Annotated in this window: 23 protein-coding genes; 20 read left to right on the forward strand and 3 right to left on the reverse strand. The window is 35.9% G+C overall.

What is annotated here, in order from left to right; genetic code table 11:
- Positions 1-23: 23 nt before the first annotated feature.
- Positions 24-1,349, reverse strand: a complete 1,326-nt coding sequence (locus tag IGJ03_RS04725) for a 2-hydroxycarboxylate transporter family protein (protein ID WP_375804687.1) — start codon at positions 1,347-1,349, stop codon at positions 24-26.
- A 147-nt stretch (positions 1,350-1,496) separates the two neighbouring features.
- Here IGJ03_RS04725 and IGJ03_RS04730 point away from each other — a divergent pair, with 147 nt between their 5' ends.
- The 10 genes from IGJ03_RS04730 to IGJ03_RS04775 all read left to right on the forward strand — a co-directional run bounded on the left by IGJ03_RS04730 (position 1,497) and on the right by IGJ03_RS04775 (position 13,120).
- The gene (locus IGJ03_RS04730) at positions 1,497-3,047 is read left to right on the forward strand and encodes a Spo0B domain-containing protein (protein ID WP_375804688.1); all 1,551 of its coding nucleotides are present in this window, start codon (positions 1,497-1,499) and stop codon (positions 3,045-3,047) included.
- Entirely contained in the window at positions 3,028-3,720 is a 693-nt protein-coding gene (locus IGJ03_RS04735) for a response regulator (RefSeq protein ID WP_104866610.1), read from the forward strand. Before IGJ03_RS04730 ends, IGJ03_RS04735 begins: the two co-directional genes overlap by 20 nt.
- 184 nt (positions 3,721-3,904) lie before the next feature.
- Positions 3,905-5,248 carry an NADH peroxidase gene (locus IGJ03_RS04740; RefSeq protein ID WP_438711082.1) on the forward strand — a complete coding sequence of 448 codons (1,344 nt, stop codon included), beginning with the start codon at positions 3,905-3,907 and terminating at the stop codon, positions 5,246-5,248.
- 185 nt (positions 5,249-5,433) lie between these two features.
- A complete protein-coding gene (locus IGJ03_RS04745) occupies positions 5,434-6,099 on the forward strand; it encodes a WxL domain-containing protein (RefSeq protein WP_002366498.1) in 666 nt (221 codons plus the stop codon).
- Positions 6,086-7,114, forward strand: coding sequence for a DUF916 and DUF3324 domain-containing protein (locus IGJ03_RS04750; RefSeq protein WP_002390112.1), 1,029 nt, complete (start codon positions 6,086-6,088; stop codon positions 7,112-7,114). Before IGJ03_RS04745 ends, IGJ03_RS04750 begins: the two co-directional genes overlap by 14 nt.
- Positions 7,115-7,130: 16 nt before the next feature.
- Entirely contained in the window at positions 7,131-7,475 is a 345-nt protein-coding gene (locus IGJ03_RS04755; protein WP_002366500.1) for an LPXTG cell wall anchor domain-containing protein, read from the forward strand.
- Positions 7,468-9,579, forward strand: a complete 2,112-nt coding sequence (locus IGJ03_RS04760) for a MucBP domain-containing protein (RefSeq protein WP_375804689.1) — start codon at positions 7,468-7,470, stop codon at positions 9,577-9,579. The genes IGJ03_RS04755 and IGJ03_RS04760 overlap by 8 nt, the downstream gene beginning before the upstream one ends.
- A 187-nt stretch (positions 9,580-9,766) precedes the next feature.
- On the forward strand, positions 9,767-11,230 hold the full coding sequence (locus tag IGJ03_RS04765) for a helix-turn-helix domain-containing protein (protein WP_173950640.1): 1,464 nt from the start codon (positions 9,767-9,769) through the stop codon (positions 11,228-11,230).
- A 351-nt stretch (positions 11,231-11,581) separates the two neighbouring features.
- A complete protein-coding gene (locus IGJ03_RS04770) occupies positions 11,582-12,415 on the forward strand; it encodes an ABC transporter ATP-binding protein (RefSeq protein WP_104866614.1) in 834 nt (277 codons plus the stop codon).
- Between the two features lie 3 nt (positions 12,416-12,418).
- Positions 12,419-13,120, forward strand: a complete 702-nt coding sequence (locus IGJ03_RS04775; protein WP_002377775.1) for a hypothetical protein — start codon at positions 12,419-12,421, stop codon at positions 13,118-13,120.
- Positions 13,121-13,192: 72 nt separating this feature from the next.
- Here IGJ03_RS04775 and IGJ03_RS04780 read toward each other — a convergent pair whose 3' ends face one another.
- Complete coding sequence (locus tag IGJ03_RS04780; RefSeq protein ID WP_002390119.1) at positions 13,193-14,101, reverse strand: LCP family glycopolymer transferase; 909 nt, start codon at positions 14,099-14,101, stop codon at positions 13,193-13,195.
- A gap of 277 nt (positions 14,102-14,378) precedes the next feature.
- On the opposite strand from IGJ03_RS04780, the gene alsS reads away from it, so the two are divergent.
- From alsS to IGJ03_RS04795, 3 genes are all read left to right on the forward strand, one after another.
- Positions 14,379-16,031 (forward strand): acetolactate synthase AlsS, encoded by a 1,653-nt coding sequence (alsS, locus tag IGJ03_RS04785; protein WP_002357923.1) that lies wholly within the window; start codon positions 14,379-14,381, stop codon positions 16,029-16,031.
- An 11-nt stretch (positions 16,032-16,042) separates the two neighbouring features.
- A complete protein-coding gene (gene budA / locus IGJ03_RS04790) occupies positions 16,043-16,747 on the forward strand; it encodes an acetolactate decarboxylase (RefSeq protein WP_002357922.1) in 705 nt (234 codons plus the stop codon).
- A gap of 157 nt (positions 16,748-16,904) precedes the next feature.
- Positions 16,905-17,987, forward strand: a complete 1,083-nt coding sequence (locus IGJ03_RS04795) for a PA2928 family protein (RefSeq protein ID WP_141435581.1) — start codon at positions 16,905-16,907, stop codon at positions 17,985-17,987.
- A gap of 113 nt (positions 17,988-18,100) precedes the next feature.
- On the opposite strand, the gene IGJ03_RS04800 is transcribed toward IGJ03_RS04795, so the two are convergent.
- Positions 18,101-18,862 (reverse strand): WxL domain-containing protein, encoded by a 762-nt coding sequence (locus IGJ03_RS04800; protein WP_016615732.1) that lies wholly within the window; start codon positions 18,860-18,862, stop codon positions 18,101-18,103.
- A 206-nt stretch (positions 18,863-19,068) separates the two neighbouring features.
- On the opposite strand from IGJ03_RS04800, the gene IGJ03_RS04805 reads away from it, so the two are divergent.
- The 7 genes from IGJ03_RS04805 (at position 19,069) to IGJ03_RS04835 (ending at position 26,531) form a co-directional block, all read left to right on the forward strand.
- Entirely contained in the window at positions 19,069-19,473 is a 405-nt protein-coding gene (locus tag IGJ03_RS04805; RefSeq protein ID WP_104866615.1) for a hypothetical protein, read from the forward strand.
- A 207-nt stretch (positions 19,474-19,680) separates the two neighbouring features.
- Positions 19,681-20,517 carry an ABC transporter permease gene (locus IGJ03_RS04810; protein ID WP_002382189.1) on the forward strand — a complete coding sequence of 279 codons (837 nt, stop codon included), beginning with the start codon at positions 19,681-19,683 and terminating at the stop codon, positions 20,515-20,517.
- A complete protein-coding gene (locus tag IGJ03_RS04815) occupies positions 20,510-21,289 on the forward strand; it encodes an ABC transporter permease (RefSeq protein WP_002357916.1) in 780 nt (259 codons plus the stop codon). The genes IGJ03_RS04810 and IGJ03_RS04815 overlap by 8 nt, the downstream gene beginning before the upstream one ends.
- A 38-nt stretch (positions 21,290-21,327) precedes the next feature.
- Positions 21,328-22,368 carry an ABC transporter ATP-binding protein gene (locus tag IGJ03_RS04820; protein ID WP_002419164.1) on the forward strand — a complete coding sequence of 347 codons (1,041 nt, stop codon included), beginning with the start codon at positions 21,328-21,330 and terminating at the stop codon, positions 22,366-22,368.
- A gap of 26 nt (positions 22,369-22,394) precedes the next feature.
- A complete protein-coding gene (locus tag IGJ03_RS04825) occupies positions 22,395-23,459 on the forward strand; it encodes an ABC transporter substrate-binding protein (protein ID WP_002357914.1) in 1,065 nt (354 codons plus the stop codon).
- Positions 23,435-25,219 (forward strand): adenine deaminase, encoded by a 1,785-nt coding sequence (locus IGJ03_RS04830; protein ID WP_162783962.1) that lies wholly within the window; start codon positions 23,435-23,437, stop codon positions 25,217-25,219. Before IGJ03_RS04825 ends, IGJ03_RS04830 begins: the two co-directional genes overlap by 25 nt.
- Positions 25,203-26,531, forward strand: coding sequence for an amidohydrolase (locus tag IGJ03_RS04835; RefSeq protein WP_104866617.1), 1,329 nt, complete (start codon positions 25,203-25,205; stop codon positions 26,529-26,531). Before IGJ03_RS04830 ends, IGJ03_RS04835 begins: the two co-directional genes overlap by 17 nt.
- Positions 26,532-26,664: the final 133 nt, after the last annotated feature.

Below are 26,664 nucleotides of genomic sequence, written 5' to 3' on the forward strand. Positions count from 1 at the left end.
CCTCCTAAATAATTCACTTATGGTTAAAAAAGCATTCTAAAAATAGCAGTCATTGTTATTACTGTAATGGCACCGCCTAAACGTGTCGCAACTTGTGCAAACGGCATTAAGTTCATTCGATTGGCTGTACTTAAAATAGCCACATCGCCAGTCCCACCCATACCACTCTGACAAGCGGAGACAATGGCAGCCTCGACGGGATTCATATTCATGAAGCGTGAAACGAAAAATCCTGTAGCAATAACAGTGAAAACGACACTAATTACCACAACAAAATATTGCCAGCTAAGCATTCCTACGACATCTTTTAAAGGAATATATAACATACCTAAGCCGACCATTAACGGGAACGTAAAATTGCCAGAGATAAATTTATAAAGCTGTTTTGATCCGCGTTGGGTTTCTTTCGGTACTACATTTAAGTATTTTAAAAAGGCTGCGACAACAATCATCAAAACAGGACCAGGAAAGCCTGTTAAGTGTTGCAATAAACCGCCTGTAATAAATAAGGTACATGCAATTAAAACACCAGCGCCCATTAATTTTACATCAATTGGTGCTTTGTCTTCTTCTAAAGCATCACTTAAATCATCTGAATTGGTAATTTTAATCAACTGACCTTGTCCAGAAAGTTCAGGGCGTTTTTCTCCTAAACGACTAAGTAAACCTGAACACATAATAGCAAAAAAATTACCAATAATGGTTGCGGGAATTAATTGCCCCACTAATTGTTCACTTGGCAATCCAGTAATGGCACTATAACCAAGGGATAAAGGAAGAATGCCTTCACCGATTCCACCAGCTAAAACAGGAGTGACAATATAGAAAAGGCTATGTTTCCAACCGAGACCTAACAGCGTTCCAACAAGGGTCCCAACACCCATTGCTAAAATCATTCCTAATGCCATCGGGACAATCATGCGCATTAAACCTTGGACTAAAATTTTGCGGTTCATTCCAAGGATACTTCCACAAACTAAACAAGCAATATAGAAATAGAGAAAGTTTGCTTGTTTCATTAAAATATCTGTTGAGTCTAAGACATTCTGGTTGAGTAAATTGAAAAAGACCATAATTGATGGTACTAATAAAGATAAAATTGCAGGACCGCCAAAATGTTTCAAAATAGGAATATTTCCACCAATTGTTCCAAGTAACCAACCCAGTGTTAAAATTACGGCAAAACCACCTAACATATTGACTGGTAGTTGTTCTAATAGAGCCGTAACAAGAATAATGCTAGCTGTTACAAGATAAACAGGTAACGTAACCGAACCAATCCTCGTTTTGGTTAATTTGTTGCGCCAATCTGTTTCGTTAGCAGCTGTTGCGTGCAATTTCTTTTCCATGCTATTTCCTCCTATAACTTTAATCTATATTCATCATAATGTAAACGTTTTCTGTAGAGTAGATTATTTAATTAATTTAACTAAAGAAAAGTTTTTTAACCAAATCTTCCTATGCTATACTTTATTTGAAGAGAAAAGAGGGATGGAATGAAGCGTGGCGGGAAATTATGGTGCTTCTTATCAGTGATTTTTATTGCAACATTAATTATTATGATTACTTTCTTTTACGGAGTAACGACGGTCCAAACAATTAAAGAAGTTCGTAAAAACCAAGAGCAAGCACTTTTAGCCGTCGGGGAACAGTTGGCTATTGAACCGAATGTTATTGAAGCCTTAAAGAATGATCACTATTCAGATGAATTGGAAGCGTATACGGTTCGTTTAGGGGAAATCCATCAGTTGGATTTTATCGTGATTATGAATATGCAAGGGATTCGTTTAACACATCCTGATCGCCAAAAAATAGGTAAGCATTTTGAAGGTGGCGATGAAGTGCGAGCATTAAAAGGGGAAGAACATTTATCTGTTAGTCAAGGGAGTTTAGGAGAATCATTACGAGGTTTTGTCCCAGTCTATGATCAAGGAAAACAAATTGGGGTTGTGGCAATGGGCATTAAAATGACCTCGCTTTCACAATTGATTGAACGAACAAAAAATGATTACACAGTGAGTGTCCTTTTAAGTGTTGGTTTTGGCTTTATATTAGCCATCGTGGTTTCTTATTATTTAAAAAAACAACTTCACGATTTAGAGCCAAGAGAAATTGCTCGTCTATTAGAAGAGCGAAACGCCATGCTTGAGGAAACGAAAGACGCAATCCTTGTGATTGATACCGATAAAAATATTTTATTAGCAAATATTGAAGCAACTAAAATGTATCATAATATAACAAATAGTGAAGAAAATTTACTAGGAAAGAAACTTTCAGCATTGGTTTTATCTCCTGAAAAATTAATCGTACATTCAAAAACAGAGCAATTCTATCGTCAAAATGGCCAGGATTATTTCGTCTCAATCGCCCCGATTAATGTCCGTAAAAAAACAATTGGGCATGTTATCTTTCTGAAAAATGCGACGGAAACGTTTATTGTCGCAGAACAGCTTGTCAGCACAACAACATATGCTTCGGCATTACAAAGTCAATCACACGAATTTATGAATAAGATGCATGTCATTTATGGCTTAGTCGATTTAGAAGATTATGAGGCGCTAAAACATTATCTAGCCGATTTATTGAAACCAGAAAAGGAATTTGCACAGCGCTTAGCTATTTTGGTCAGAAATCCTATTCTAGCAGGTTTTTTAAGTGGGGAAAGAATCAAGTTTGCAGAAATTAAAACACAATTAGCTATTGAAATTTATCCAGAAATTCCACCAAATAAACGAGATGAAGATACACAAAATTTGATTGCTATCTACCGTTATATTCATCGTTTCCTGATGGAGCAAACGTTACCAGAAGAGATCATTGAAACCATTGATTATCAGCCAGGAAGTTTGACGACGACTTATTCGTTTGCTTATCCAAAAGAACAACTGGAACGCTTTGAGCAAGAGTTTTTCACTTCTTATTTGGCAAGATTATTAGAGAATGCGGAAGCGACATTGACTTGGGAAAACCAACAAAACAATTGGCTTGTCATTCGCATAAATGTTCATTACGAAGGAGCAGAGGAAAATGAACCTATTGATTATTGAAGACGATCCTATGGTTGCATATATACATCAAAAATATCTTGAAAAATTAATTCACCAACCGACTATTTTTGCGGCGGCAACAATTGCTGAAGGTCTACAACTAACGAAAGAAAAACAACCAGCACTTGTTTTATTAGATGTTCATTTGAAAGATGGCAACGGCTTGACCTATCTGGCAACAATTAGAGATGAAAAAATTGATACAGAAGTCATCCTGATTACGGCTGCCAACGAGTTGGAAAACGTTAAACGAAGCTTACATTTAGGCGTTTTAGACTATTTAGTTAAACCCTTCTCTTTTGAACGATTTCAACAAAGTATCGAAAACTATCAGAAAAAAGCTGCTCAATTCACGCTGGAAACGGAGGAGCTTTCGCAAACAAAAGTGGACCAATTGTTTCATTCTTCACAGACAAACGCACGTAAAAATGAACAAGCTCTTCAAAACATGTCCTTAGAAAAAGGACTAACACAAGCAACATTACAATTATTGTTAAAAAAAATAGACGAATTTACCGACTATTTTACGATTCAAGAATTATCAGAAGCGAGTCAGCTTTCACATGTTTCTGTTCGTAAATATGTGTTGTTTCTAGAAAAAAATAACCTTTTAGAAAGTAAAAATAGCTATTTAAAAGTGGGGCGTCCCTATCAATCGTATCGGAGAATTTAGTATTTTTTATTTTTTAGTAAATAAAAAAAGTAATTGAAAGTGGCGAAATACAGAGGATACTCCTTTTTATTCTCATTTAAAGAACTTAATTGAGAATGGAAAAGAGGATATTATTTGTTATTTTTTGAGAATATATGATATTCTTTATTATGTAAGAAATAATATTATATGGGAGGAACGAGCGATGAAAGTTATTGTTTTAGGATCATCACATGGAGGTTATGAAGCGGTAGAGGAATTACTAAATCTTCATCCTGATGCAGAAATTCAATGGTATGAGAAAGGTGATTTTATCTCATTCTTGTCTTGTGGCATGCAGTTGTACCTAGAAGGAAAAGTGAAAGATGTTAATTCTGTTCGCTATATGACTGGCGAAAAAATGGAGAGTCGTGGTGTGAATGTCTTTTCTAATACTGAAATTACAGCGATTCAACCAAAAGAACATCAAGTGACAGTGAAAGATTTAGTGTCAGGTGAAGAACGTGTTGAAAATTATGATAAATTAATCATCAGTCCCGGAGCTGTCCCATTTGAATTAGATATTCCAGGTAAAGATTTGAATAATATTTACTTGATGCGTGGTCGTCAATGGGCCATTAAATTAAAACAAAAAACAGTAGATCCAGAAGTCAATAATGTGGTTGTGATTGGTAGTGGTTATATTGGGATTGAAGCTACCGAAGCATTTGCAAAAGCCGGTAAAAAGGTTACCGTTATTGATATTTTAGATCGTCCATTAGGGGTGTATCTAGATAAAGAATTTACAGATGTTTTAACAGAAGAGATGGAAGCCAATAACATTACCATTGCAACTGGTGAAACAGTTGAACGTTACGAAGGCGACGGTCGTGTGCAAAAAGTCGTTACAGATAAAAATGCGTACAATGCTGATTTGGTCGTTGTAGCGGTTGGTGTCCGTCCAAACACTGCTTGGTTAAAAGGTACCTTAGAATTACATCCGAATGGCCTAATCAAGACGGATGAATACATGCGGACAAGTGAGCCTGATGTATTTGCAGTAGGGGATGCTACGTTAATTAAATACAATCCTGCAGACACAGAAGTAAATATTGCCTTAGCAACGAATGCTCGTAAACAAGGTCGCTTTGCTGTGAAAAACCTAGAGGAACCAGTTAAACCTTTCCCTGGTGTTCAAGGATCTTCTGGCTTGGCCGTCTTTGATTATAAATTTGCTTCAACAGGGATTAACGAAGTCATGGCTCAAAAATTAGGAAAAGAAACAAAAGCGGTGACAGTAGTAGAAGACTACTTGATGGACTTTAATCCAGACAAACAAAAAGCTTGGTTTAAATTAGTGTATGATCCTGAAACAACACAAATTTTAGGCGCTCAATTAATGTCGAAAGCAGATTTAACTGCAAACATTAATGCTATTTCATTAGCGATTCAAGCCAAAATGACGATTGAAGACTTAGCCTATGCGGACTTCTTCTTCCAACCAGCGTTTGACAAACCTTGGAACATTATTAATACAGCGGCTTTAGAAGCGGTGAAACAAGAACGTTAATAAAAACAGACAAGAACGATGCTGAAAAATAGTATCGTTCTTTTTGTATATTTTCAAAAAAATAACAACGCACTTTTACTTTTTTTCTAAAACAAAGAATTTTTTTACTCTTACTAAAATTTCAAAATGATGTAAAAATAAAAGCAGGTCGCAAGTGACCAAGAAATTTTAGGAGGAATTTTAGAATGAAAAAACAAATTTTAGCAAGTGTTGCATTAAGTGCATTAACATTAAGTATTGCAGGACAAGCAGTTTATGCAAATGAAGCAAACTTACAAGACACGCAAGCTGATGTAACTTTAAAAGCAGGTTCTGGGAAAGATGTCAAACCTGTCGTTGATCCAACAGGCGATACAGATGAAGATCCAGCTACGGGCGCAGAAGGCGCGTTATCAATCCCATACGCTTCAAGTATTAGCTTTGGTGAACAAGAAATCCAACAAGGGGATGCCACTTACTTTGCACAAAATGAAAAACCATTTGTCCAAGTTAATGATACTCGTGGAGGTGCAGAAGGCTGGGCTTTATCCGCATCCATATCAGAATTTAAAGGTGTAACAAATCAAAACGTCTTAAAAGGTGCACAATTAACCTTGGCAAATGGTCAAGTAACTACAGAAAGTAACCAATCAGAAGCACCAACAATTGCATCAAATAGTTTAACACTAAATGATTCACTACAACCAGTAATGTCAGCTGAAAAAGGCAAAGGTGCAGGCGCCTGGGCTGCCTTATTCCAAGGGGAAAAAGGTAAAAATGAAAATGTAAAACTTTTTGTACCACGTGCAGGTGTTGAAGCACAAGCCTACACAGCAACGATTACATGGGGTTTATCTGATGCGCCAGCGTAAGACTTTAAAAAGATGGGGAACTTTTATTCCCATCTTTTTTCTTAGTTTAGTTAGCTGGTTGGTTCTGTGGTCTGCACCGGCTTCTGCTGAGGAAAATCAGATTAATTTTGAAGCAGAAGCTATTTTACCAGAAAACCAGCAATCTTCCGTCAGTTATTACGATTTGAAAGTCTCCCCTGGAAGCACACAAGAGTTTAAATTACGCTTGAAAAATGTAAGTGATCAACCGATTAAAGTGCGTGTCGATGCAAATAATGGGCTGACCAATAAAAATGGCGCTTTAGACTATTCGCAACATGGAAAAAAATTATTAGGTAGTCCTACATTTGAAGAATTGATTTCGCCGTCACAAACAGTCGAATTACAAGGAAAAGAAACAAAAGAAGTTTCATTTCAATTAAATGTCCCTAAAAATGGTTTTGAAGGAACGATTTTAGGTGGATTTTATTGTTATGAATTAACAGATGGAAAAGAGAAGGAAATAAAAGGATTTAGTTTAACGAATAAATTTGCTTACACAATCGGAGCAAAACTTGTTGTTGAAAATAAAAAAATGGAACCAGCATTTCAGTTAACAAAGGTGAAACCAGGTTTAGAAAATGGTTATTTAACACTGTTCGCGACAATTGAAAATCCAGAACCAGTTTTAATGAGCCAATTGAAAATGAACGCCTTTGTTACTAAAAAAGGAAAAAGTGAGAAAATTCGTGAGTTATCAAAACAAATTTCTGTGGCACCACGTAGTCAATTTGAACTTCCAATTAGTTGGAATGATGAAGCCTTAAAAAAAGGTTTATATGAGTTGACGATTCAGTTGGAAGATCAAAACAGTAAAAAGTGGACATTGAAAAAAGCGTTTGAAATTAAAGGTGAAGATGAAAAATTGAATGAGGAGGCAGTCAAAATCACCCGACCTGCTTCGAATATTCTTCTGTATTTTGTGATAGGAAGCTGTATCTTAATTATTTTGGCGTTATTTATTTATATTTTAAAACTACGCCAAAATAAATCATAAATAGGGAGGCTTTAAAATGAAAAAAAGAAGTGGGTATCTTGTGTTCATGCTAGCACTCTTTTTTTTAGCAAGTGCTAATAGTGTACATGCGCAGCAAGTAGATTCCGAAGTAGGCATAACATTTTATCAGAAAAATTATAAGGATCAGGTAGTGCCTTTTGAAAAAATAACCCCAGTTAATGAAGCCAAACAACCCAATCGAGAAACGATTAACTCTGATAAAGGATTAATCAATCAACTTTTACCCAATACGGGAGAAAAACAGCAATTGGAATTACTAACTATCGGTTTACTTCTTATAAGCATCATCCTGTTTGTAGTGGCTCGAAGACGAAAGAAAGGATGGAAAGCAGATGAATAAGATTGCTAAAACCTCATTCGTTTTTATAATCACGTTGATTGGGTTTGCTTTAGGACCGCAAATTGGTGAAGCAACTGAGTTAGTCAAGAAAATTTCAAATAACACAAAATTGTCTGATTATGGTTACTTTAAGGCCTTGCCAGGTGTCTATACACCGACTTCCCATACTTTTGTTATGCAATCAGGGGCAGAAACAGAAGTTATTCCACTTGAAGGCAATGCGAACAGTAGTCAATTGACAGTTGATGAAAATTCTCCTATAGGTAGTGCCATGATTCGTAATGTGGGGTGGTATCAAGGCAAAAAAGTCAGCGTTAAAGTTTCAATATTGAAAAATTTACCAAGTCGTGCGGGGGGAACAATCTTTTTTGAAAAAGAGCGTTTCTTAACACTATCTCTCCTTGGAGATGTAAAAGTGACGTATGAATTTTTTGACGAAGAAAACCAACCAATACAATTAAAAACCTCTTTTAATACGTATGATTTAAGTAAAAAATACTATTTTGGTATATATTTCCCTTTGGAATTACTATATGCGAGCAAACCGACGAATAACTTTTCTAGAACATGGAATGATGAAAGTGGTGGTTATTGGGTAACTTATCATAACGAAACGGAAACCGATGCCATCAATAGTCAAAAGCAACAGCTACAAATTTTAACTCGACCAAAAGAAAAATTAACCTTTATTTATCGAAATTGGAATAACAATCAGCCATTAGAAATTCCTTATCGTACAGACTTTGTGGCAAAACCTGAGTTTGGCGGGGCCTTAGCAAATTCTTTAACGTTAGAGAAGCCGCAACCTGTTAGTGAATTAAAGGCCCAACAAATCATGCCGAATGTTGCAGAGGATCGTAAATTAAGTAATTTAGAAGTACGTTTTAACTTAACAAATCTCTTGCAATCACAGCAATACGAGCCAGGTAATATCAACATTCAAAACTTTAATGGTGAAGATGTAACGGCTTTGTTCTCACAAGAGATGCAAGGCGAAGAATTAGTATTGACTGCCTTACAACCACAAGATAGCCGGTTAACTGCCACGACTTTACTTTATACAGTCGCCGTGAAATGGCGTGAAGATGCCCCAGCAGTCGATAATCGTTTCATTGATACAGAAGGAAATCTGACATTACCTTATACAATCCAAACAAAGGCCACCAATAGAGATAAAGTGTTTAATCAAGCGACCGAAGGCATGTTGAAAGTGAATTATAACAGCAAAGTGAATCTTCTTTTTGTCGACGAAAATAATCAACCATTGAAAGAGCCAATGAGTCAGCCAGGTATTTTAACACAAGCATTTGATGTATCATCTGAGTATCCTGAAATCCCTGGATATTATCCAGTTAAAAATCCAGTGGAACAAGATCAAGGAACGTTTAAACAAGAAGAACAAACAATCGTTCATCGGTATCGTAAAAATTTGGAATTTCAATTGAAAAATTCAGGAGAGGTAATACCGGTTTCTCGCTTTACTAAAGAAGCTGAGGTGGCGTATTCTTTAAAACACGAAGCAGGAAAAACGATTCGCGTAATGGCACGTTTCGGTGGAGAGGAACAATTAGTAAAAGAGTATCCAACAGCACCAGAGACTGTTGACGATCAAGTGAAAATGAAGATACCAGATAATTGGCTTGACCAAGAAGTTGAATTTTACGCAATGAATGAAACTGGACAAGTTTCAAATAATGAAAAAAAGATAGTCAGTCTGGAAAAGGGGCCGCAATTAAAATTACCTGACTTTCTTTCTTTTGGACAACTAGAAATCCCTGTAAAAGATAGCTATGTCAAGTTGCCACAAGAAGCAGAACTGGCTATCACTGATGAAAGCCAGTTGGATAAAAGTCAATGGAAAGTCAAAGTTAAAATGCAACAAATGATGAAAAATCAAAATAATCAAACATTGTCAAAAGGTTTAAGCTTTATTAAAGAGGGCAAACGGACACCGATTAATGACGTCGAACAAACTATTGCTAGTGGCAGTGGAAGTCAAATGTTGAATTTAGCAAATACACTTGAATTAACTTTAGTTCCAAGCGATGTCGCGGGTAGCTATCAAGGTCAATTAGTTTGGAACTTAGAAGATGCCCCTATTTAAAGCTAGATAAAATTTCCGTTAAACATGACTTAATAATTGAATCAATTGAAATCAAGCACAGGTGCTAAGGAACTTCTTTAGCACCTGTTTTTTTGGGGGCAAAAATTTACCTCTTGCAAAAAGAAAGTCGTATAATTAATATGACTAAGTTATTTATAAAAATTTAGAAATACAGGAGGTTGATAAAGTGCATACATTTTTAACGAAATCTTCTCAAAAGAAAATTCGTCTATTTAACTATCTCTTAGAAAAAAACAAGTGGCGAACCATTGCAGATTTAAAAGACTTACTGAATGTTTCTTCAAAATCTATTCTATTGTATGTAGAAGAATTATCAGACATTTTTAAACAATTTAATGGGAAAATTGTACTGAAAAATGAAAATAATCAACGATTTTATATGTATAAAGATGCTAATTTTCCTATCTATAATGTTTACTTGCATTACTATCGTCAATCTTATAATTTCAATTTGATTGATTATATGTACAAATACCCAGACAGAAATTTAGAAGACTATGCAGATGCGCAATTTACAAGTGTTTCGACTGTTTTTCGGTATGCCAAATTATTAGTAAAATATTTTAAAAGATATCAAATGACCTTTCATACGTTCTCTTTAGAACTAGAGAATCAAGAAAGCATGAGTCGTTCTTTTTATTATTATTTTTATTGGCAATCTTCACGTACAGGTGACTGGCCATTCACGATTTCTGAAAAGTTGATTGAACAATATATTGAACAATTTGAAGAGGTATACGATATTGAATTGTTACGTTTGCCGAAACGAATTTTTTCTTACTGGCTAGCAATTGTATTAGAACGTGCACCACAAAAAAGAGTGGAACTTTTAGATGAAATTAAACAGGTAGCTGATTCTGATAAAGCTTTTCCTTTAGTAAAAATGTGGCTGAAGAAGTGTAACTTATCGCTGCCTGAAGAAGAGATCTATTTTATATATCGAATTATCTACTCGTTTGGAGTGATTGATGGTAATCCTCGCTATGAAGTTAGTCATGCATTAGCACATAAATTGCATCATACTACGTCTTACCAAGCTGTATTGCTATTAAATAACCTCACGCAAAAAGACTATCAATTTCAATTGGATTTGTCAGATTCTGAATTAATTTTTAACTTTGTGGCATTCCACGAGCGAAGTCAATTCTTTTTCGGTAATACTGATTTATTTTTTAATCAGTCTTATATTAATGAAATTAAAAGACAAAATACGGAAATAGCCCAACTGATGGAGAACTTTCATCGAGATTTGCAAGAGCAGGCAACAAAAGAGGTCAAAGAAATTTTAAAAAATTGGGAACAACTTTTCTTAAACTATTACTATGTTTTAGATTATTATGATTTGTTGTTAAAGAAATTGACGCCCCTTAAGATTTTAATTGCAGACGATTTACATCATACTCATCGATTATGGTTGATGAATAAAATAAAAAATTATTTTGGTAAAGCTTATCCCTTGGCTTTTTATGATTATGAAGTAGATGCATCTGAAGTCGATTTAGTGATTTCTAACTATTATTTTGATACAAAAGGAACGACTTTATTACTGATGAAAAATATACCAACAGAACGCAACTGGCGGAATTTAGAGAAAATTCTTTATAAAATAACCCATTGCAATGATAAATAAAGCTACTTTTTTGCGAGCTTTACATTTTAAATTAATAACATATCGACTACTATTAATTTTGTTTACTTACAAAAGCAACATTGGCTAACAGACAATTTTAGTCAGTTTAGAAACAGCGCTGAAGGATAATTGCCGGCGCTGTTTCTTTTATTTTTTTTCCAAATAGCGGATTTTTTTACACTAAAAAATGATTATTTTTCTTGCTATGCTAGTAATTGAAAGTATAGAAAGGAGCGGGTAGTAATGGTTGCATTTGGTATGGTAGTAATTAGTGTTAAATTAATAGGGATTGGCTTGTTTTGCTATTACGAACTAAAGGCTGAAAAAAATTGTAGTTAAGGAGTGTTGCTAATGCAATTAGAAAATATTTCAAAAACCATTGATAAAAAAGAAATTCTAACAAATATTTCAATTACTGTAGAACCAGGTGAAATTGTAGGTTTAATTGGTCCAAATGGTGCAGGTAAAACGACTACAATGAAAATCATGAGTGGGTTAATTGTTAATTTTCAAGGTAAAGTCGTTGGACAAGAACGGATTGGTGTTTTAATTGATGGACCTAAATATTTTCCAAATAGAACAGCAAGAGAAAATCTTAATTATTTTCGTGCTCTTTCAAAAGAGAGTTATTCAGTTGATTACGTGGAATCACTATTTGATATGAAAGATTATGGGAAAAAGAAAGTCAAAGATTTTTCTTTAGGTATGAAGCAGCGCTTAGGAATGGCGTTAGCTTTAATTAACAAAAATGAGCTGCTTATTTTAGATGAACCAATGAACGGTTTAGATCCAGATGGCGTACAAGCGACCATTCAGACACTAAAGCACTTAGCAAAAGAGTTACATATAGGGATTGTCATTTCCAGTCATATTTTAGGGGATCTAGATAAGTTGTGCGATCGAGCGTATTTTATTAAAAATGGAGCAATTATTCAAACAGTCACTTTAGGAAAAGAAGTATCAGTCTATCAATTTACCTTTGATGAAGAAAACGAAGACAAAGTGAGTGAAATTAGTGCTCTTTTTGATGGCGTAGAACAAAGACATCCTCTTTGGTTAATTTCGGAAGCAGATTATCCGTTGTTCTTGAAAGAGTTGGTTTTAAACGACATCATTCCATTAGAAATGAAAAAACATGCACTAAATTTAGAAGATGTTTATTTTTCATTAGTAGAAGGGGAGTAAGAGATGAAAGTAAAAGCTGTGTTAAAACAAGATATTCAGCGCAGAATTTTTTGGTTTTCTGGAAGCTATCTCATTATGTTTGCCATTTTAGGGTTAGTTCCACCATTTTTAAATTATTTTTTTGGCGATATGTTTGATGTAAATGATTATATCAGTGCGATGAATTTTATTAACAGCTTGCTATTACCGATTTTAGTAGTGTCCTTTGTTGTTGACGATCAAGGCTCACGAATTAGTGATTATTATTTTAAAACGAGGCAAGGTCGCCATCTTTATTTGTTCTCGCTGTTGATTTGTGGACTATGTTTGGGCTTGTTAGCAGGATTTTTATTAATCGGTGTTTGTGCTCTTTTAAGCATGGTTCTTTCAGTAGCTGTTTCATGGAAAGTGTTGACTGTCCTATTAGCTTCTTATATATTGTTGCCGTTATTCTACTTAGTTTTAGGTATAACAATGTATTTATTCTTTCATATACAGGGAGTGACTTTAACGATCTTTAATTTAGTTTTTGTGATGATTGTTCCTATTTTAATAAATATTGGAGCATCAACTATCGGATGGGTCGTTCTTTTGCAGTCTCCTTTTTACATTTTAACATTTTTAGGGATGGGTTCAGGAACGATGGATGAATTATTTTATTGTTTAGTAAGCATACTAGTGTTATACGGAATAAATCATTGGAAAATACTACGAATTGATTTTTGAGTAAGGATAGTTCGATTTAAGATTTTAAAAGCATGTATCAGACGTATTTTATTGTCTGGTACATGCTTTTACTTAGTTATTCAATTGATTTTTCAACTCTTGTTGGACACGATTTAATTCTTGTTCATCCACACGTTGGTAGGAAACTCCATCTTGCATAAAACCAGTACCTTGAAGTTGGTCTTGTTTCACTTTACCAAAGGCACTACGATAATCTAAGGCAATTTTTTTCATGTCATCAAAACTTAAATCTGTCTTCATATTATCAGAAACAGCTGTTAAAATTTCTTGATAGTTGCTCACGCTATTAAGACTTAAGACTTTTTGGACGATGCCTTCAATCACTTTTCTTTGACGTTCTTGGCGGCCGTAGTCACCATTAGGATCTTCGTAACGCATTCTTGAATAGGAGAGTGCTTGTTCACCATCCAATGAAATTTTACCAATCGTAAAATCATATCCGTCTTGAGAAAAAGTCAGATTATTGTTCACTTCGATTCCGCCAACCGCGTTGACTAATTCTTTTAAACCAGCCATATTAATTGAAACATAATGATTAATAGGTATATTTAAATAGTTTTCAACTGTGTCCATTGCTAAAGATGCGCCACCAAAAGCATAGGCGTGATTCAATTTATCTTGTTTTCCTTGACCTGGAATATCAACATAGGTATCGCGAGCAAGACTGACTAAGGTTGTTTGCTTGTCACGAGGATTAACTGTTGCAACAATTGTTGTATCCGAACGACCTTGCTCGACACGCCCATCATCGCCTGTATCAATCCCTAATAATAAAACAGAAAAAGGCTCCTTATTGTTTAAATTGACCTGACTTTTTTTAGATCGTTCTACTGTTTCATAGGTTTTATCCATTGATTTAGAAACATCCCAATAAAGTTTTGCTCCCATTCCAACAACTGCAAGAAATAGAACCAAGATAATTCCAAAGATAATGGCAAAAATTTTCTTCCCTTTTGACATATTTTTCCTCCAATAATTTATCACAGGTTGTGATTTTTTTCTTATAGGTTAATCTTACTAATTTTTAGTGAAGAAGTATATAATAATTGTTGAAAGACTATAAAACTTTAAGGTATTTTGCATTATTTTTGCTTAATCTTTTGAAATATCTCAATTCTATTAAAATATGCGAATTAGTATATTACACGTTTTCAAGGTGTTTCATTGTTGATTAATTAGAATTTTAGTGGTATTTTTGTATTTGTAATTAGTACAGATTTTAATTGGAGGTATAACAGTGAGTAAAAAAGGATCAGATATCATAGTAGAAAGTTTAATCAATCACGAAGTGCCCTATATTTTTGGGATTCCCGGTGCAAAAATTGATGGAGTTTTTGATGCATTAGTTGACAAAGGTCCAGAATTAATTTTAGCTCGACATGAACAAAATGCAGCCTTTATGGCACAAGGGATTGGTCGTTTGACGGGAGAGCCTGGCTTAGTTATTGCAACTAGTGGACCTGGTGCCAGCAATTTAGCAACTGGGTTAGTAACTGCGACTGCAGAAGGGGACCCTGTTTTAGCATTGGCTGGACAGGTGAAACGGTCCGATTTGTCAAAATTAACTCACCAAAGCATGAATAATGCTGCATTATTTAGTCCAATAACAAAATTCAGTACAGAAATTCAAGATCCAGAAACATTATCTGAAAATATTGCCAATGCTTACCGTATCGCCAAAACAGCGAAAAAAGGTGCAACATTCTTATCGATCCCACAAGATGTCACAGATAGTCCGGTGACAGGCGAAGCAATTAAGCCTTTGTCGGCTCCGAAACTGGGCCATGCATCAGCAGAAACAATCGCAGCTTTAGCTGAACGAATCAAGCAAGCGAAGTTACCTGTTTTACTTTTAGGAATGCGGGCCTCTGCACGAAAAGTTACCGCAGCCATTCGTGAATTGGTTGCTATAACTGGTTTGCCAGTCGTGGAAACGTTCCAAGGAGCAGGAATTATTTCAAAAGAATTAGAAGAACATTTCTTTGGGCGTGTTGGTTTATTTCGAAACCAACCTGGGGATCGTTTGTTAAAAAGAAGTGATTTAGTGATTGCGATTGGTTATGATCCAATTGAATATGAAGCACGTAATTGGAACGCAGAAAAAGATGCGCGCGTTATTGTCATTGATGAAGTTCAAATGGAAATTGACCAATATATGCAACCGGAAGAAGAGCTAATTGGTGATATGTCTAAAAATATTTTGAAATTATCAGAAGCATTTAGTGAACCAATACTAACAGAAGATGCGCAAGATTATTTAGAAACGCTTCAAGAAAAATTAACGATTAAAGAAGTAAAAACAAGTACAATTGAAAATCGATTACATCCATTAGAAATTGTTCAAACGCTTCAAGAAAAAACTACGAATGAAATGACAGTTACTGTTGACGTAGGGAGTCACTACATTTGGATGGCTCGCCACTTTAGAAGTTATGAACCGCGTCATTTATTATTTAGTAACGGTATGCAAACATTAGGTGTCGCTTTGCCTTGGGCAATCTCGGCTGCGCTGGTTCGTCCGAATACACAAATTATCTCTGTTTCTGGGGACGGCGGTTTCCTATTTTCAGCGCAAGAATTAGAAACAGCGGTTCGTTTAAAGCAAAATATCGTGCATATTATTTGGAATGATGGTAGTTATGATATGGTTAAATTCCAAGAAGAAATGAAATATAATCGATCCTCTGGCGTAGATTTTGGTCCAGTTGATTTTGTGAAGTATGCTGAAGCTTTTGGAGCCAAAGGGGTTCGAGTTCATTCACAAGCAGAATTTGCCGCAGCTTTAGAAGAAGGAATGCAAACAGAAGGCCCAGTGATTATTGATGTTCCTGTGGATTATTCAGATAATCAAGAATTAGGTAAAACATTGTTACCAGATCAACTTTATTAGGAGATGGAAAAATGAGCGAACAATATGTTTATCAACATGGTACGCTAGGCGGTTTAATGGAAAGTTTGATGGCAGGAACGGCAGAAATTGGTACGTTACTCACGCAAGGTGATTTTGGAATTGGGACATTAGAAGGCTCAAATGGCGAAATTATTTTATTGGACGGTACATTGTATCATGCAAATCAAACTGGCGAAATTACTATTCTAGAAGGCGAAGAATTAACGCCATATGCCGCAGTTACTCGTTTTCAAGAAGATGGCGCATTCCCTGTATCAACGGAAACCGATGAAAATATTAAAGCACAAATTTTAGAAAAAATTAGTCCTAATTTTTTTGCGGCAATTAAAATTAGCGGTCTTTTTGCGAAGATGCATGTCCGTGTGGCACCTAAACAAGAAAAACCGTATCCGCCATTTGTAGAAGCCGCACGCAATCAACCTGAATTTACAGCGGAGAATATTCAGGGAACAGTTGTAGGGTTCTTTACACCTAAATTATTTCATGGTGCCTCTGCCGCAGGGTTTCATTTGCACTTTATCAGTGAGGATCACCAATTTGGTGGGCACATTCTTGATTTTGGCATTAAACAAGGGACTGTTTCGTGGATGGAAACAGCAGAATTGCGGCAGCATTTTCCAGTTCATGATGCTGATTATCGGAATAAAGAAATTGATATTGCAAAAGCTTTGTCCGCAATTGAAGAAGCGGAATAACTGAATAACAAGGCACATTTCTCCACGCCCATTCAAGTTGACCTAGTTAGTCAACTTGAATGGGCTTATTGCTGATCGTCGCTTTTTGTTGTTATTTTTCAAAAAAAAATAGTATCCTTTTTATAATAAGTAAATAACAATTGGAAAGGATGGCCTAATGGACACACTTTATAGAAGTTGGCAATTATCTGGTTGGCTCTATCATGACATTTTTGTCATCATTGTAGCAATTATTTTTATAGTAATTAGTGGTATTTTGGTTATTTCCTTAATAAGAAGGCGGAGTACAAGGAGACTGGTTCCCTATGCGTTAATTTTGTTGGTTTATCTTGCAGTGGTACATTTTGCTGGTTTAATCTTTTTCGGAATGTTTCGTTCAGTAACGATTGAAGAGAAAAGTGCGACGTTTTATTCTGAAAAAACGAAAGGCTTAACTTCAATCGAGCGAATGATTATTCCAAATGGACGAACGAATGGCATTAGCACCAGTAACTCATTGTTCCAAGTGATTTCTGTTAATAGTCAGACGGGCGAACGAATGTGGAGTAAACGTTTAGGTTGGCGTGATTATTTAATTGGTCAAACAGATCAATATGTGGTTTTGAATAATGCTGATAACGAGGCCATTTACTTACTAGATACAAAAACAGGGAAAAAACAGTTTTCTGAAGGGGATTTAGTGAAGAAATTCCCTGAATTAAAAGACTGTTTAAGCTCTGATTTCGTTGATTATCGTTTTATGGATAATCGCTATCTCTATATTTATGGATTAAACAATCGATATTATCAATTAGATTTGAAAAATTGGCAGTTAAAACAAGACCGAACTTTCAAAGAAGTCTTTCAAACACAAGAAGCGCCTAAATGGACGGTAGATTCAAATGAGAGTCAAATTGGTCAAGAGCTGTCATCGGAAGAACGTGCAACAGTGCAAGGAAAACTAGAAGAGCAACTAATAGCACCAGTCTTATTAGGCAAGAAAGATGAAGCAAATTATTATGTTCTGTCATACAAGAAAAGACAAAGTAATCAAGCGATAGTTGGCTTATACAATTGGCAGAAAAAAACATACGAGTGGCAAACACCGTTGCTTTTAACTAAAGAAAATGTACCTATTGAAGCTTTTCAAGTAGAGGATGCGTTATTCATTAAAGTCCCGCGTTATTTATACAAAATTAACCTGAATAATGGTAATCAAGAGTATCAGTTTGATTACCGTTGGGGCCAAGTGATTCGTTAAACGAAAAGCGGTAAAGCATGCTTAGACAAATAGAAGGAGCAAATAGTCCTTATGATATAAAAAAACGCTTAGAAGAGTAGTGATTCCGCTAGTTTTCTAAGCGCTTTTTTATTTTATGCAGGTCCAGAGATTAAATTCCAGATAATCGAACCTGTATATGCGCCAGGAAATAATTGTGAAACAGGGGTTTGGATTGCAAGAGAAATATCGGTCATGCGGCCGCTCCACATTCCTTGTCCTTTTCTATCACCAGCGTTACTCATTAAAGTGGCACCGTTACCGATAATAATTGGGTTGGTCGGGAAGTCGGGTGCAGCAGGATCTTCTGAAAAATCCAGTCCATACATTGTATTTGTCATAAAGAAACGCCTTAACGTTTTGTCATAGCGAGCATAGCCGCCTGTTAATTGAAACGTAATGATGCCTAGTAAAGAATGAGCTTCGTTTCGCATGTGTGGGATTTCAGCAGTGACATGCCAACCAGTTAAGGCTCCGCGAACATCCCCCATCCCGAAGTGTCTCATTGTATGAGTATTGCCTTCAGAAGGTCGTATAGGAACTGCCGTTAAATCACCAGAAATCGCTTGGGTTTCAAAAGTAAATTCTTTCGGAATAAAGAGCAAGTCAAAACTAGTGTTAGGATTTTCTAAATCAGGATAAATGGCATCGTCAACCGATTCATCACCAGGCAGCCCTCCAATTTCTAGTTCAACTGAAACAGGCGTTTTTCCAGAACGGGTGGCAAAAGAAACCGATGGGTCAAAACTAAAGAGACTGAATACTAGCAACAAGGCTGCAAGTGATTGATAAGTGAGTAGATTTTTTTGCTTCAAGAAAGTTCCTCCTTTAGGTGCTGATAATATAAGTATACGCAAAAGGAGCTGTTTTTATTTATCAGTAATTTACAGGAAATTCGAAAATATTGAGACAGATAGTTTTTAATATTAGTTGAGAAAGGTGAGTCGACAATTTTTACTTGTTGATTCTGTCTTTTTTGAGCACCATTCGTTATATCAAGCATGCTAAAATATAAAAGAAATCATCAGGTATCACTAATGAAAAGGGAGAGGGGGAGAAAACTTTGAGTAAGTGTTTGGGGTTGTTGGTGATTTTATTTGTATTAACTGGCTGTTCAGGAAGTAGGAATTCGCAACAGGAAGTCGTTATAGAAAAGTCTGCTAATAATGACAAAGCAAGACAAGTTGTTGATCAAAAAAATCCGCATTTAGGAACGCAATTAGAAGCAGAATCTTATACTAAACAGGAAGCGATTGAATTTTTACAAAATGGTTTAGGGATACCAACGAATGACTCGGCGTTTCATTATACGTTTAAGCAGTCAAATAAAGGAAGTTATGTTGTTCAAATTATATCTGAAAAGAATAGTGTCTCAAAAGAGAATGAATTGTTCGGATATTATCAGGTGTATCAAGATGGTATTATAGTGAAAATGATGGAAAAGGATCAAACGTTCCAAGAAAATTAAGTGATAAATAAAAAAGTTGACAAAAAACACAAACAGTCTTGTTTGTGTTTTTTTGTTTAATGTTCGTGTTTTATTTTTTAATAACCTTTTTCGAAAAAATATACGAACGTTCGGGTTTAAAAACGAACAAAAAGATGAAAATGTGTTGAAATATACGCTTTCCTTGCGTATACTGATGAAGTGAAAAAACGAACGAGGAGTGTACGAATGAACAAGAAAGTTCCTTATTTAATTGTGGCACCGGGGCTAGTACTATTATTATTTTTCTTAATGATTCCATTAATTACTAGCATTTTGCCAACCATTTTTACTGATCATGGCTTGACACTAAATCAGTATGTTACTTTTTTTAAAGATGACTATAATGTTTCAATTTTCTGGCGAACGATAAGAGTTTCGTTAATAGTGACGGGTATTTCAATTGTGTTGGGCATTCCAACGGCATACTTTATTGCTGGAGTTTCCAAAAAATGGCGTGGCTTTTTAATGGCTATGACCTTGTTTCCATTATTAACCAATTCAGTTATTCGAAGTTTTGCTTGGATTAACATTTTAGGAAAAAACGGTGTAGTGAATACGTTGTTATTAAAAACAGGCTTAATTGAGCAACCGCTGAATTTATTGTATACAGAATTTGCAATTATTATCGGTTCAGTGTATTTATTTTTACCAACAATGATTATGACCTTAGTTGGGGTTATGGAAAACATTGAAGGAGAAATGCTAGAAGCGGCTGAGACGCTAGGCGCCAATCCAATGACGGCTTTTCGGAAAATTGTTTTACCTTTATCAATTCCAGGCACCATTGTAGGAAGTATATTAGTGTTTACAGGAACTTTAACGGCTTATACGACGCCACAGCTATTAGGTGGTAACCAAAAAATGATGATGTCGACCTTCTTATATCAAAAGGCTAATACTTTAGGTGATTGGCAATCGGCGAGTGTTCTTGCATTTATTATGATTTTAACGACATTAATTGTGATGAAAGGCCTAGACATGGTCGCTAAGAAAGTAGATCGGAGAGAAGCAAATCATGCGTAAGCAAAAAGGACTATCTGTTATTGCAATTCTAGTTTTTCTGTTTTTATTTTTACCATTATGTTTGATTGTGGTGACTTCTTTTGGAACAGCCGCAGCGATTCAATTTCCGATTAAAGGATTTACTTTAGATTGGTACGCCAAAGCCTTACAATCGGAAACGTTTATGGACAGTTTTAAGTTAAGTTTGTTGATTGGGGTATTAGCGACTGTTTTAGCATTAATAGTAGGGATTCCGGCTTCCTATGCGCTGGCACGTTATTCCGTTCGCGGGCGCAACTTTATTAAAAGCTTTTTCTTATCCCCAACTGTGATTCCAGGAATTGTGGTCGGGTATACGTTATTTCAATATATTGTTATTAAATTAGGTTTGCCTGTCTTTCAAGGATTGTTAATGGGGCATTTTTTAATTAGTTTGCCTTATATTATTCGAGTGGTTGGATCAAGTATGGAACAACTAGATTATTCAATGGAAGAAGTAGCTTGGACATTAGGTTGTACAAGATTGCGAGCTTTTATTCAAATTGTTTTACCCAATGTGTCTTCAGGAATTTTTGCAGCCTTTATGTTAGCATTTGTCAATTCGTTTAACAATGTTCCTGTATCGATGTTTTTATCAGGTCCCGGTGTGACGATGCTGCCTACTTCTTTATTAAGTTATATGGAATACAATTATGATCCAACTGTTTCAGCAATTTCTGTATTGTTGATGCTACTAACAATGGGCTTAATGTTTTTAATTGAAAAAACGTTGGGACTAGCTTCCATTGCCTAAAACATGGAAGAAGCACGAGATAGAAAGAGGAGAAAATTTTGACTTTTGTAGATTTAAAAGATATTCGCGTCAGCTATGACGGAAAACAAGATATTTTAAAAGATTTAAATATTTCAATGGAAAAAGGAGAGTTAGTTTCTTTATTAGGACCGAGTGGTTGTGGTAAAACGACTACGCTAAGAGTGATTGCTGGATTAATTAAGCCAAACGACGGACAGTTTTTCGTTGACCAAGAAGAACTAACAAAGGTTCCTGTCCATAAAAGAAACTTCGGGATGGTTTTTCAAAGCTATGCGTTATTTCCCCATTTAACGATTGCAGAAAATGTCGCTTTTGGGCTGAAATTACGCAAAGAAAATAAACAAACCATGAACCAAAAAGTCACAGAAATGCTAAAAGTATGTGGTTTAGAAAGCTTGGGCGACCGTTATCCAAAACAATTATCTGGTGGTCAAAGACAGCGGGTTGCGCTAGCACGTGCTCTGATTATTGAACCTAAACTATTACTACTAGATGAACCGTTGAGTAATTTAGATGCAAAATTGCGAGTGGCAATGCGGATTGAAATCAAACGGATTCAACAACAATTAGGCATTACGACAGTTTTTGTCACACATGACCAAGAAGAATGTTTTTCTATTTCAGATAAAGTGGCCATTATGAATAATGGCGTGATTGAACAATATGATTCACCAGAAACGATTTATCGTTTGCCTCGTACTAAGTTTGTCGCTGAATTTATCGGTTTTGAAAACTTTTTCTCTGTCGAAAAAATGGAAGCTGGTCATTATCGGACACAAACAAATCAAATAGTGAAAACGACTAATCCTGAACCAAATGTTACAACGACGGTGGCAACGATTCGTCCAGAGGACATTGAGATTGTTTCAGAAGCTGCTACTAATACTGTCGCAGGTACTGTCGCTGTCCGAACATTTTTAGGGAAAAGCTATCAATATGAAGTGGAAACAGCGTTAGGTACATTGCTGGTTAATGGAACAAGTGAACAGTTATATGAAACAAACGAAACCATTCACTTGGCTTTTCCAGCTGAGAAATTAGTTATTTTAGAAAAATAAAAACCATTTTGGAGGAAGATTTAAAAATGAAAAAACGCGTAATTTTAGGGACATTAGTCGCTGCAACGTTATTAATGACTGCTTGTGGAAACAGCGAAGCAACTACGAAAAGCGAGAGCAAAGGTGGAAGTAATGCTTTAGTCGTTTCAACTTTCGGATTAAGTGAAGATATTGTCAAAAAAGACATTATCGCTCCGTTTGAAAAAGAAAATGAAGCGAAAGTTACCTTAGAAGTAGGCAATAGCGCAGACCGCTTTACGAAATTAAAAAATAATCCCAATGCGGGAATTGATGTTATTGAATTAGCACAAGCAAATGCAGCACAAGGTGGAAAAGAAGGGTTATTTGAAAAAATTACAGAAAAAGAAGTACCTAATTTAAGTCAGTTAACGCCGGGAGCAAAAGAGGTTTTTGAAAGTGGTGCTGGCGTACCAATCGCTGTAAACAGTATCGGGATTGTTTACAACAAAGAAAAATTAGGCAAAGAAATTAAGAACTGGGATGACTTATGGTCAGCTGATTTGAAAGGTAAAATTTCTGTTCCAGACGTTGCCACGACGGCAGGTCCTTTAATGTTATACGTTGCCAGTGAACATGCTGGTCAAGATATTACAAAAGATAACGGGAAGGCCGCTTTTGAAGCGATGAAAGAATTAAAACCAAACGTTGTTAAAACGTATTCAAAATCGTCAGACTTAGCTAATATGTTCCAATCTGGTGAAATTGAAGCAGCTGTGGTTGCTGATTTTGCGGTTGATATTATTCAAGGCGCAGCAGAAAACGTGACGTATGTCGTCCCAGAAAGCGGCACGTATGCCAACTATAATACAGTCAATATTCCTAAAAAAGCACAAAACAAAGAAACCGCCTTTAAATTTGTTAACGCACGGATTAGTGAAGAATCACAAAAGGCCAAAGCGATTTCGTTAAATGAAGGACCTACAAATCAACAAGTAACGCTAAGCGAAAAAGAAGCGAAAAATAAAACATATGGTGCCATTGCCGAACGTGCCAAAACAGTCGATTTTAATTTTATTAATAGTCAACTAGCGGATTGGATTGATCAATGGAATCGGACGATGAATCAATAGTTTTAGAAAAGAGGGACAAAATGAACGTCGATGTACTACTAAAAAATGTGTGGCTGTATCAAACAGTCACTCAAACATTCGTTCAACGAAATGTTGCAATTAAAAATGATAAATTTTATTACATTTATGAAGAAGAGAACGTCAATTTGCAGCCCAAAAAAACAATTAATGCCGAGAATCAATGGATGATTCCCGGCTTAATTGATGCACACATGCATATTGAAAGTTCCATGACGACACCTACTATTTTTTCCAAAGCAGTAGTGCGTTACGGTGTGACAACGGTGATTGCCGATGCCCATGAAATGGCTAACGTATTTGGCTTAGAAGGCTTAAAAGCTTTTATGGCCGCTGAAACAGAACTAGATATCTTTCACGCAATTCCTTCCTCGGTTCCTTCGACCACTCCCGAATTAGAAACAACTGGTGGGATTATCGGCTTAGCAGAAGTAGCAGAATTACTCAAAGAGCCAAAAGTGATTTGTTTAGGGGAAGCCATGAATTTTAAAGGGATTTCCTATGAGCCAGATTCTTTAATTCGTCAAATTATCGATTTGTGCCAAAAACAACGACCAACCATGCCTTTAGAAGGCCACTGTCCTAAAATCGAAGATCAAGAGTTAGCAGATTTTCTATATAGTGGTATCACTTCAGATCATACCCATCAATTTCCTAAAACGTTAAAAGAAAAAATTGAAGCGGGCGTCTTTATTCAATTTCAAAATAAATCAATCACTCCTGAAAACATTCAGGTGATAGTAGACAATGACTTCTACAATTATGCAAGTATTATCACGGATGACGTGATGGCTGATGATTTGCTAAAAGGTCATCTAAATGAAAATGTCAAAAAAGCCGTTCAAGCAGGGTTGCCTATCGAAAAAGCCATTTATATGACAACTTATACGCCGGCCAAACGAATGGGTCTCCATGATCGTGGCGAAATTGCACCTGGTAAAAAAGCTGACTTTTTGTTATTAAATGACTTAGAAAGTTTTGATATTAATACGGTTTATAAATCTGGAAAGGTCGTTTTTGAAAAAGGCGAGCCCTTCCATTATCCAGAAAAAATCGAAGAGTTTCCAGCCGCTTACCAACAAACCATCCAATGTAAAAAGTTAACAGAAGAAGATTTACTTTTAAAGGTGGCTACAACAAAAGAAACAGTTCGTTGTAATGTGATTCAAAAACAAGAAATTGGCACATTTACAGAACGAATTACAAAAGAAATTCCTGTTGAAAATGGATTGTTGCAATGGCAAAAAGCCAACTGCGCCTTATTAATTGTGATGGAACGTTACGGAAAAAATGGTAATATTTCTTTTTCTTTAATGGATCAACCTCTTTCCGAGAAAGGAGCCATTGCGACAACCTGGGCCCATGATCATCATAATTTAATGGTGATGGGTAATACGATTGAGGATATTCTGTTAGCGCAGAATGAATTATTAGCGATGCAAGGCGGCTATTTGGTTGCTTCGGATCAGCAAGTGATGGCAACTTGTCCTTTACCAATTGGTGGGATTTTATCGCAAGCACCGATTGAACAATTAGGCGCTTCTTTACAAAAAGTCCGACAAGCTATGCAAGCGTTAGGTTATCAAAATATGAATGAAATCATGTCCTTTTCTACACTATCATTACCTGTCTCGCCAGCCATTAAAGTGACAGATTTTGGGATGATGGATACGAAGTCACAACGTTTCTATCCATTAGTTTTTCCAGAGGATGGAGTTCTTTTGCATGAAAACACTCATTAAAAATGTGCATATACTAACAATGGATGAGCAATTTTCAGAAATCAAAGCCGGCTATTTAGTGATTGAAGAAGACACAATTGTGGAATTAGCATCAATGACCACACTTGATGAAAAGCGAGTGGCTGCAAATCAAATAATCGATGGCCAAAATGGAATTTTAATACCTGGGATGATTAACACCCATACCCATGTAGGCATGATTCCGTTTCGTTCGTTAGGAGACGATGTGCCAGATCGACTCCGGCGTTTTCTTTTTCCATTAGAACAATTCATGACAAAAGAATTAGTAGGATGCAGTAGTGATTATGCAATTGCTGAAATGTTACTGAGTGGTATTACGAGCTTTTGTGATATGTATTATTTTGAAGATGAAATTGCTAAAAGTTGTGAAAAAATGAGTGTTCGTGCTTTGCTCGGAGAGACGATCATTGATATGCCCACTTGTGATAGTCCAGAGCCTTCAGGCGGTCTTTTTTACGCGGAAACCTTTATTCGCAAGTGGCAAGGCCATCCGTTGATTACGCCTATACTTGCGCCACATGCACCGAATACCAATTCACCAGAAGTGTTGGCAAAAATTATTGAACTTAGTCGGCAATACCAAGTTCCTGTGACCATGCACGTTGCTGAAATGACTTATGAAATGGCTGAGTTTGAAAAAGCCTATCAAAAAACACCAATTGCTTTCTTAGAAGAACTGGGTTATTTGAGCGAGCCGTTTATTTTAGCGCATTGTATTTTGGCAACAGATGAAGATCTTGCGAGTTTAGCTGCTACTAATGGAAAAGCGCGTGTCGCTCATTGTATTGGTGCGAATACTAAATCAGCCAAAGGCGTAGCGCCGATTAAGCAAATGCTTGATCAAGGGATTATTGTCGGTTTAGGCACGGATGGACCTAGTAGTGGGAATACATTAGATTTATTCACCCAAATGCGTATGGTTGCGAATTTTCATAAGACAGCACACCAAGATCGCTCTTTGTTTCCTGCTAAAGAAATTGTTTATCTGGCAACGATGGGGGGCGCTAAAACGTTAGGCTTGGCGGAGCAAGTCGGCTCATTGGAAGTGGGCAAAAAAGCGGATATAACATTAATTGAAACGCAATCAGTTAATATGTTTCCGATTTTTGATGCCTATTCAGCGTTGGTCTATTCAGCAAATGCTAGCAATGTTGAAGCCGTTTGGGTGAACGGTCAACAGTTAGTTGCCAATAAAGAATTACAACAAGCTAATCTCAAAGAAATCAAGGAAAAATTATATCAGGCCATGAATACGTTTGTGAAAGAAGCTAAAAAAAGAGCTGCTCTCTAAACAAAGCAAGTAGGACGTATCGGATTGATTAAATAACGCTGGATTGACGTTTAGTGATTCAGGTTCTAATAGAGCGCAGACAAACTTTTAATGAAAGAGTTGTCTGTGTTCTTTTTTGTTATAAACATTTTTC

The organism is Enterococcus sp. DIV1315a, from assembly GCF_051712325.1.
Classification (GTDB): Bacteria; Bacillota; Bacilli; order Lactobacillales; family Enterococcaceae; genus Enterococcus; species Enterococcus faecalis.

Bases quoted from the DNA above. Each gene is read 5' to 3' on its own strand.
- IGJ03_RS04810 (WP_002382189.1), top strand. From the start codon at position 19,681: ATGAACAAGAAAGTTCCTTATTTAATTGTGGCACCGGGGCTAGTACTA.
- budA (WP_002357922.1), top strand. From the start codon at position 16,043: ATGAGCGAACAATATGTTTATCAACATGGTACGCTAGGCGGTTTAATG.
- IGJ03_RS04835 (WP_104866617.1), top strand. From the start codon at position 25,203: ATGAAAACACTCATTAAAAATGTGCATATACTAACAATGGATGAGCAA.
- IGJ03_RS04795 (WP_141435581.1), top strand. From the start codon at position 16,905: ATGGACACACTTTATAGAAGTTGGCAATTATCTGGTTGGCTCTATCAT.
- IGJ03_RS04760 (WP_375804689.1), top strand. From the start codon at position 7,468: ATGAATAAGATTGCTAAAACCTCATTCGTTTTTATAATCACGTTGATT.
- IGJ03_RS04735 (WP_104866610.1), top strand. From the start codon at position 3,028: ATGAACCTATTGATTATTGAAGACGATCCTATGGTTGCATATATACAT.
- IGJ03_RS04780 (WP_002390119.1), bottom strand. From the start codon at position 14,101: ATGTCAAAAGGGAAGAAAATTTTTGCCATTATCTTTGGAATTATCTTG.
- IGJ03_RS04730 (WP_375804688.1), top strand. From the start codon at position 1,497: ATGAAGCGTGGCGGGAAATTATGGTGCTTCTTATCAGTGATTTTTATT.
- IGJ03_RS04745 (WP_002366498.1), top strand. From the start codon at position 5,434: ATGAAAAAACAAATTTTAGCAAGTGTTGCATTAAGTGCATTAACATTA.
- IGJ03_RS04740 (WP_438711082.1), top strand. From the start codon at position 3,905: ATGAAAGTTATTGTTTTAGGATCATCACATGGAGGTTATGAAGCGGTA.
- IGJ03_RS04755 (WP_002366500.1), top strand. From the start codon at position 7,131: ATGAAAAAAAGAAGTGGGTATCTTGTGTTCATGCTAGCACTCTTTTTT.
- IGJ03_RS04825 (WP_002357914.1), top strand. From the start codon at position 22,395: ATGAAAAAACGCGTAATTTTAGGGACATTAGTCGCTGCAACGTTATTA.
- IGJ03_RS04725 (WP_375804687.1), bottom strand. From the start codon at position 1,349: ATGGAAAAGAAATTGCACGCAACAGCTGCTAACGAAACAGATTGGCGC.
- IGJ03_RS04770 (WP_104866614.1), top strand. From the start codon at position 11,582: ATGCAATTAGAAAATATTTCAAAAACCATTGATAAAAAAGAAATTCTA.
- IGJ03_RS04830 (WP_162783962.1), top strand. From the start codon at position 23,435: ATGGAATCGGACGATGAATCAATAGTTTTAGAAAAGAGGGACAAAATG.
- IGJ03_RS04815 (WP_002357916.1), top strand. From the start codon at position 20,510: ATGCGTAAGCAAAAAGGACTATCTGTTATTGCAATTCTAGTTTTTCTG.
- IGJ03_RS04775 (WP_002377775.1), top strand. From the start codon at position 12,419: ATGAAAGTAAAAGCTGTGTTAAAACAAGATATTCAGCGCAGAATTTTT.
- IGJ03_RS04750 (WP_002390112.1), top strand. From the start codon at position 6,086: ATGCGCCAGCGTAAGACTTTAAAAAGATGGGGAACTTTTATTCCCATC.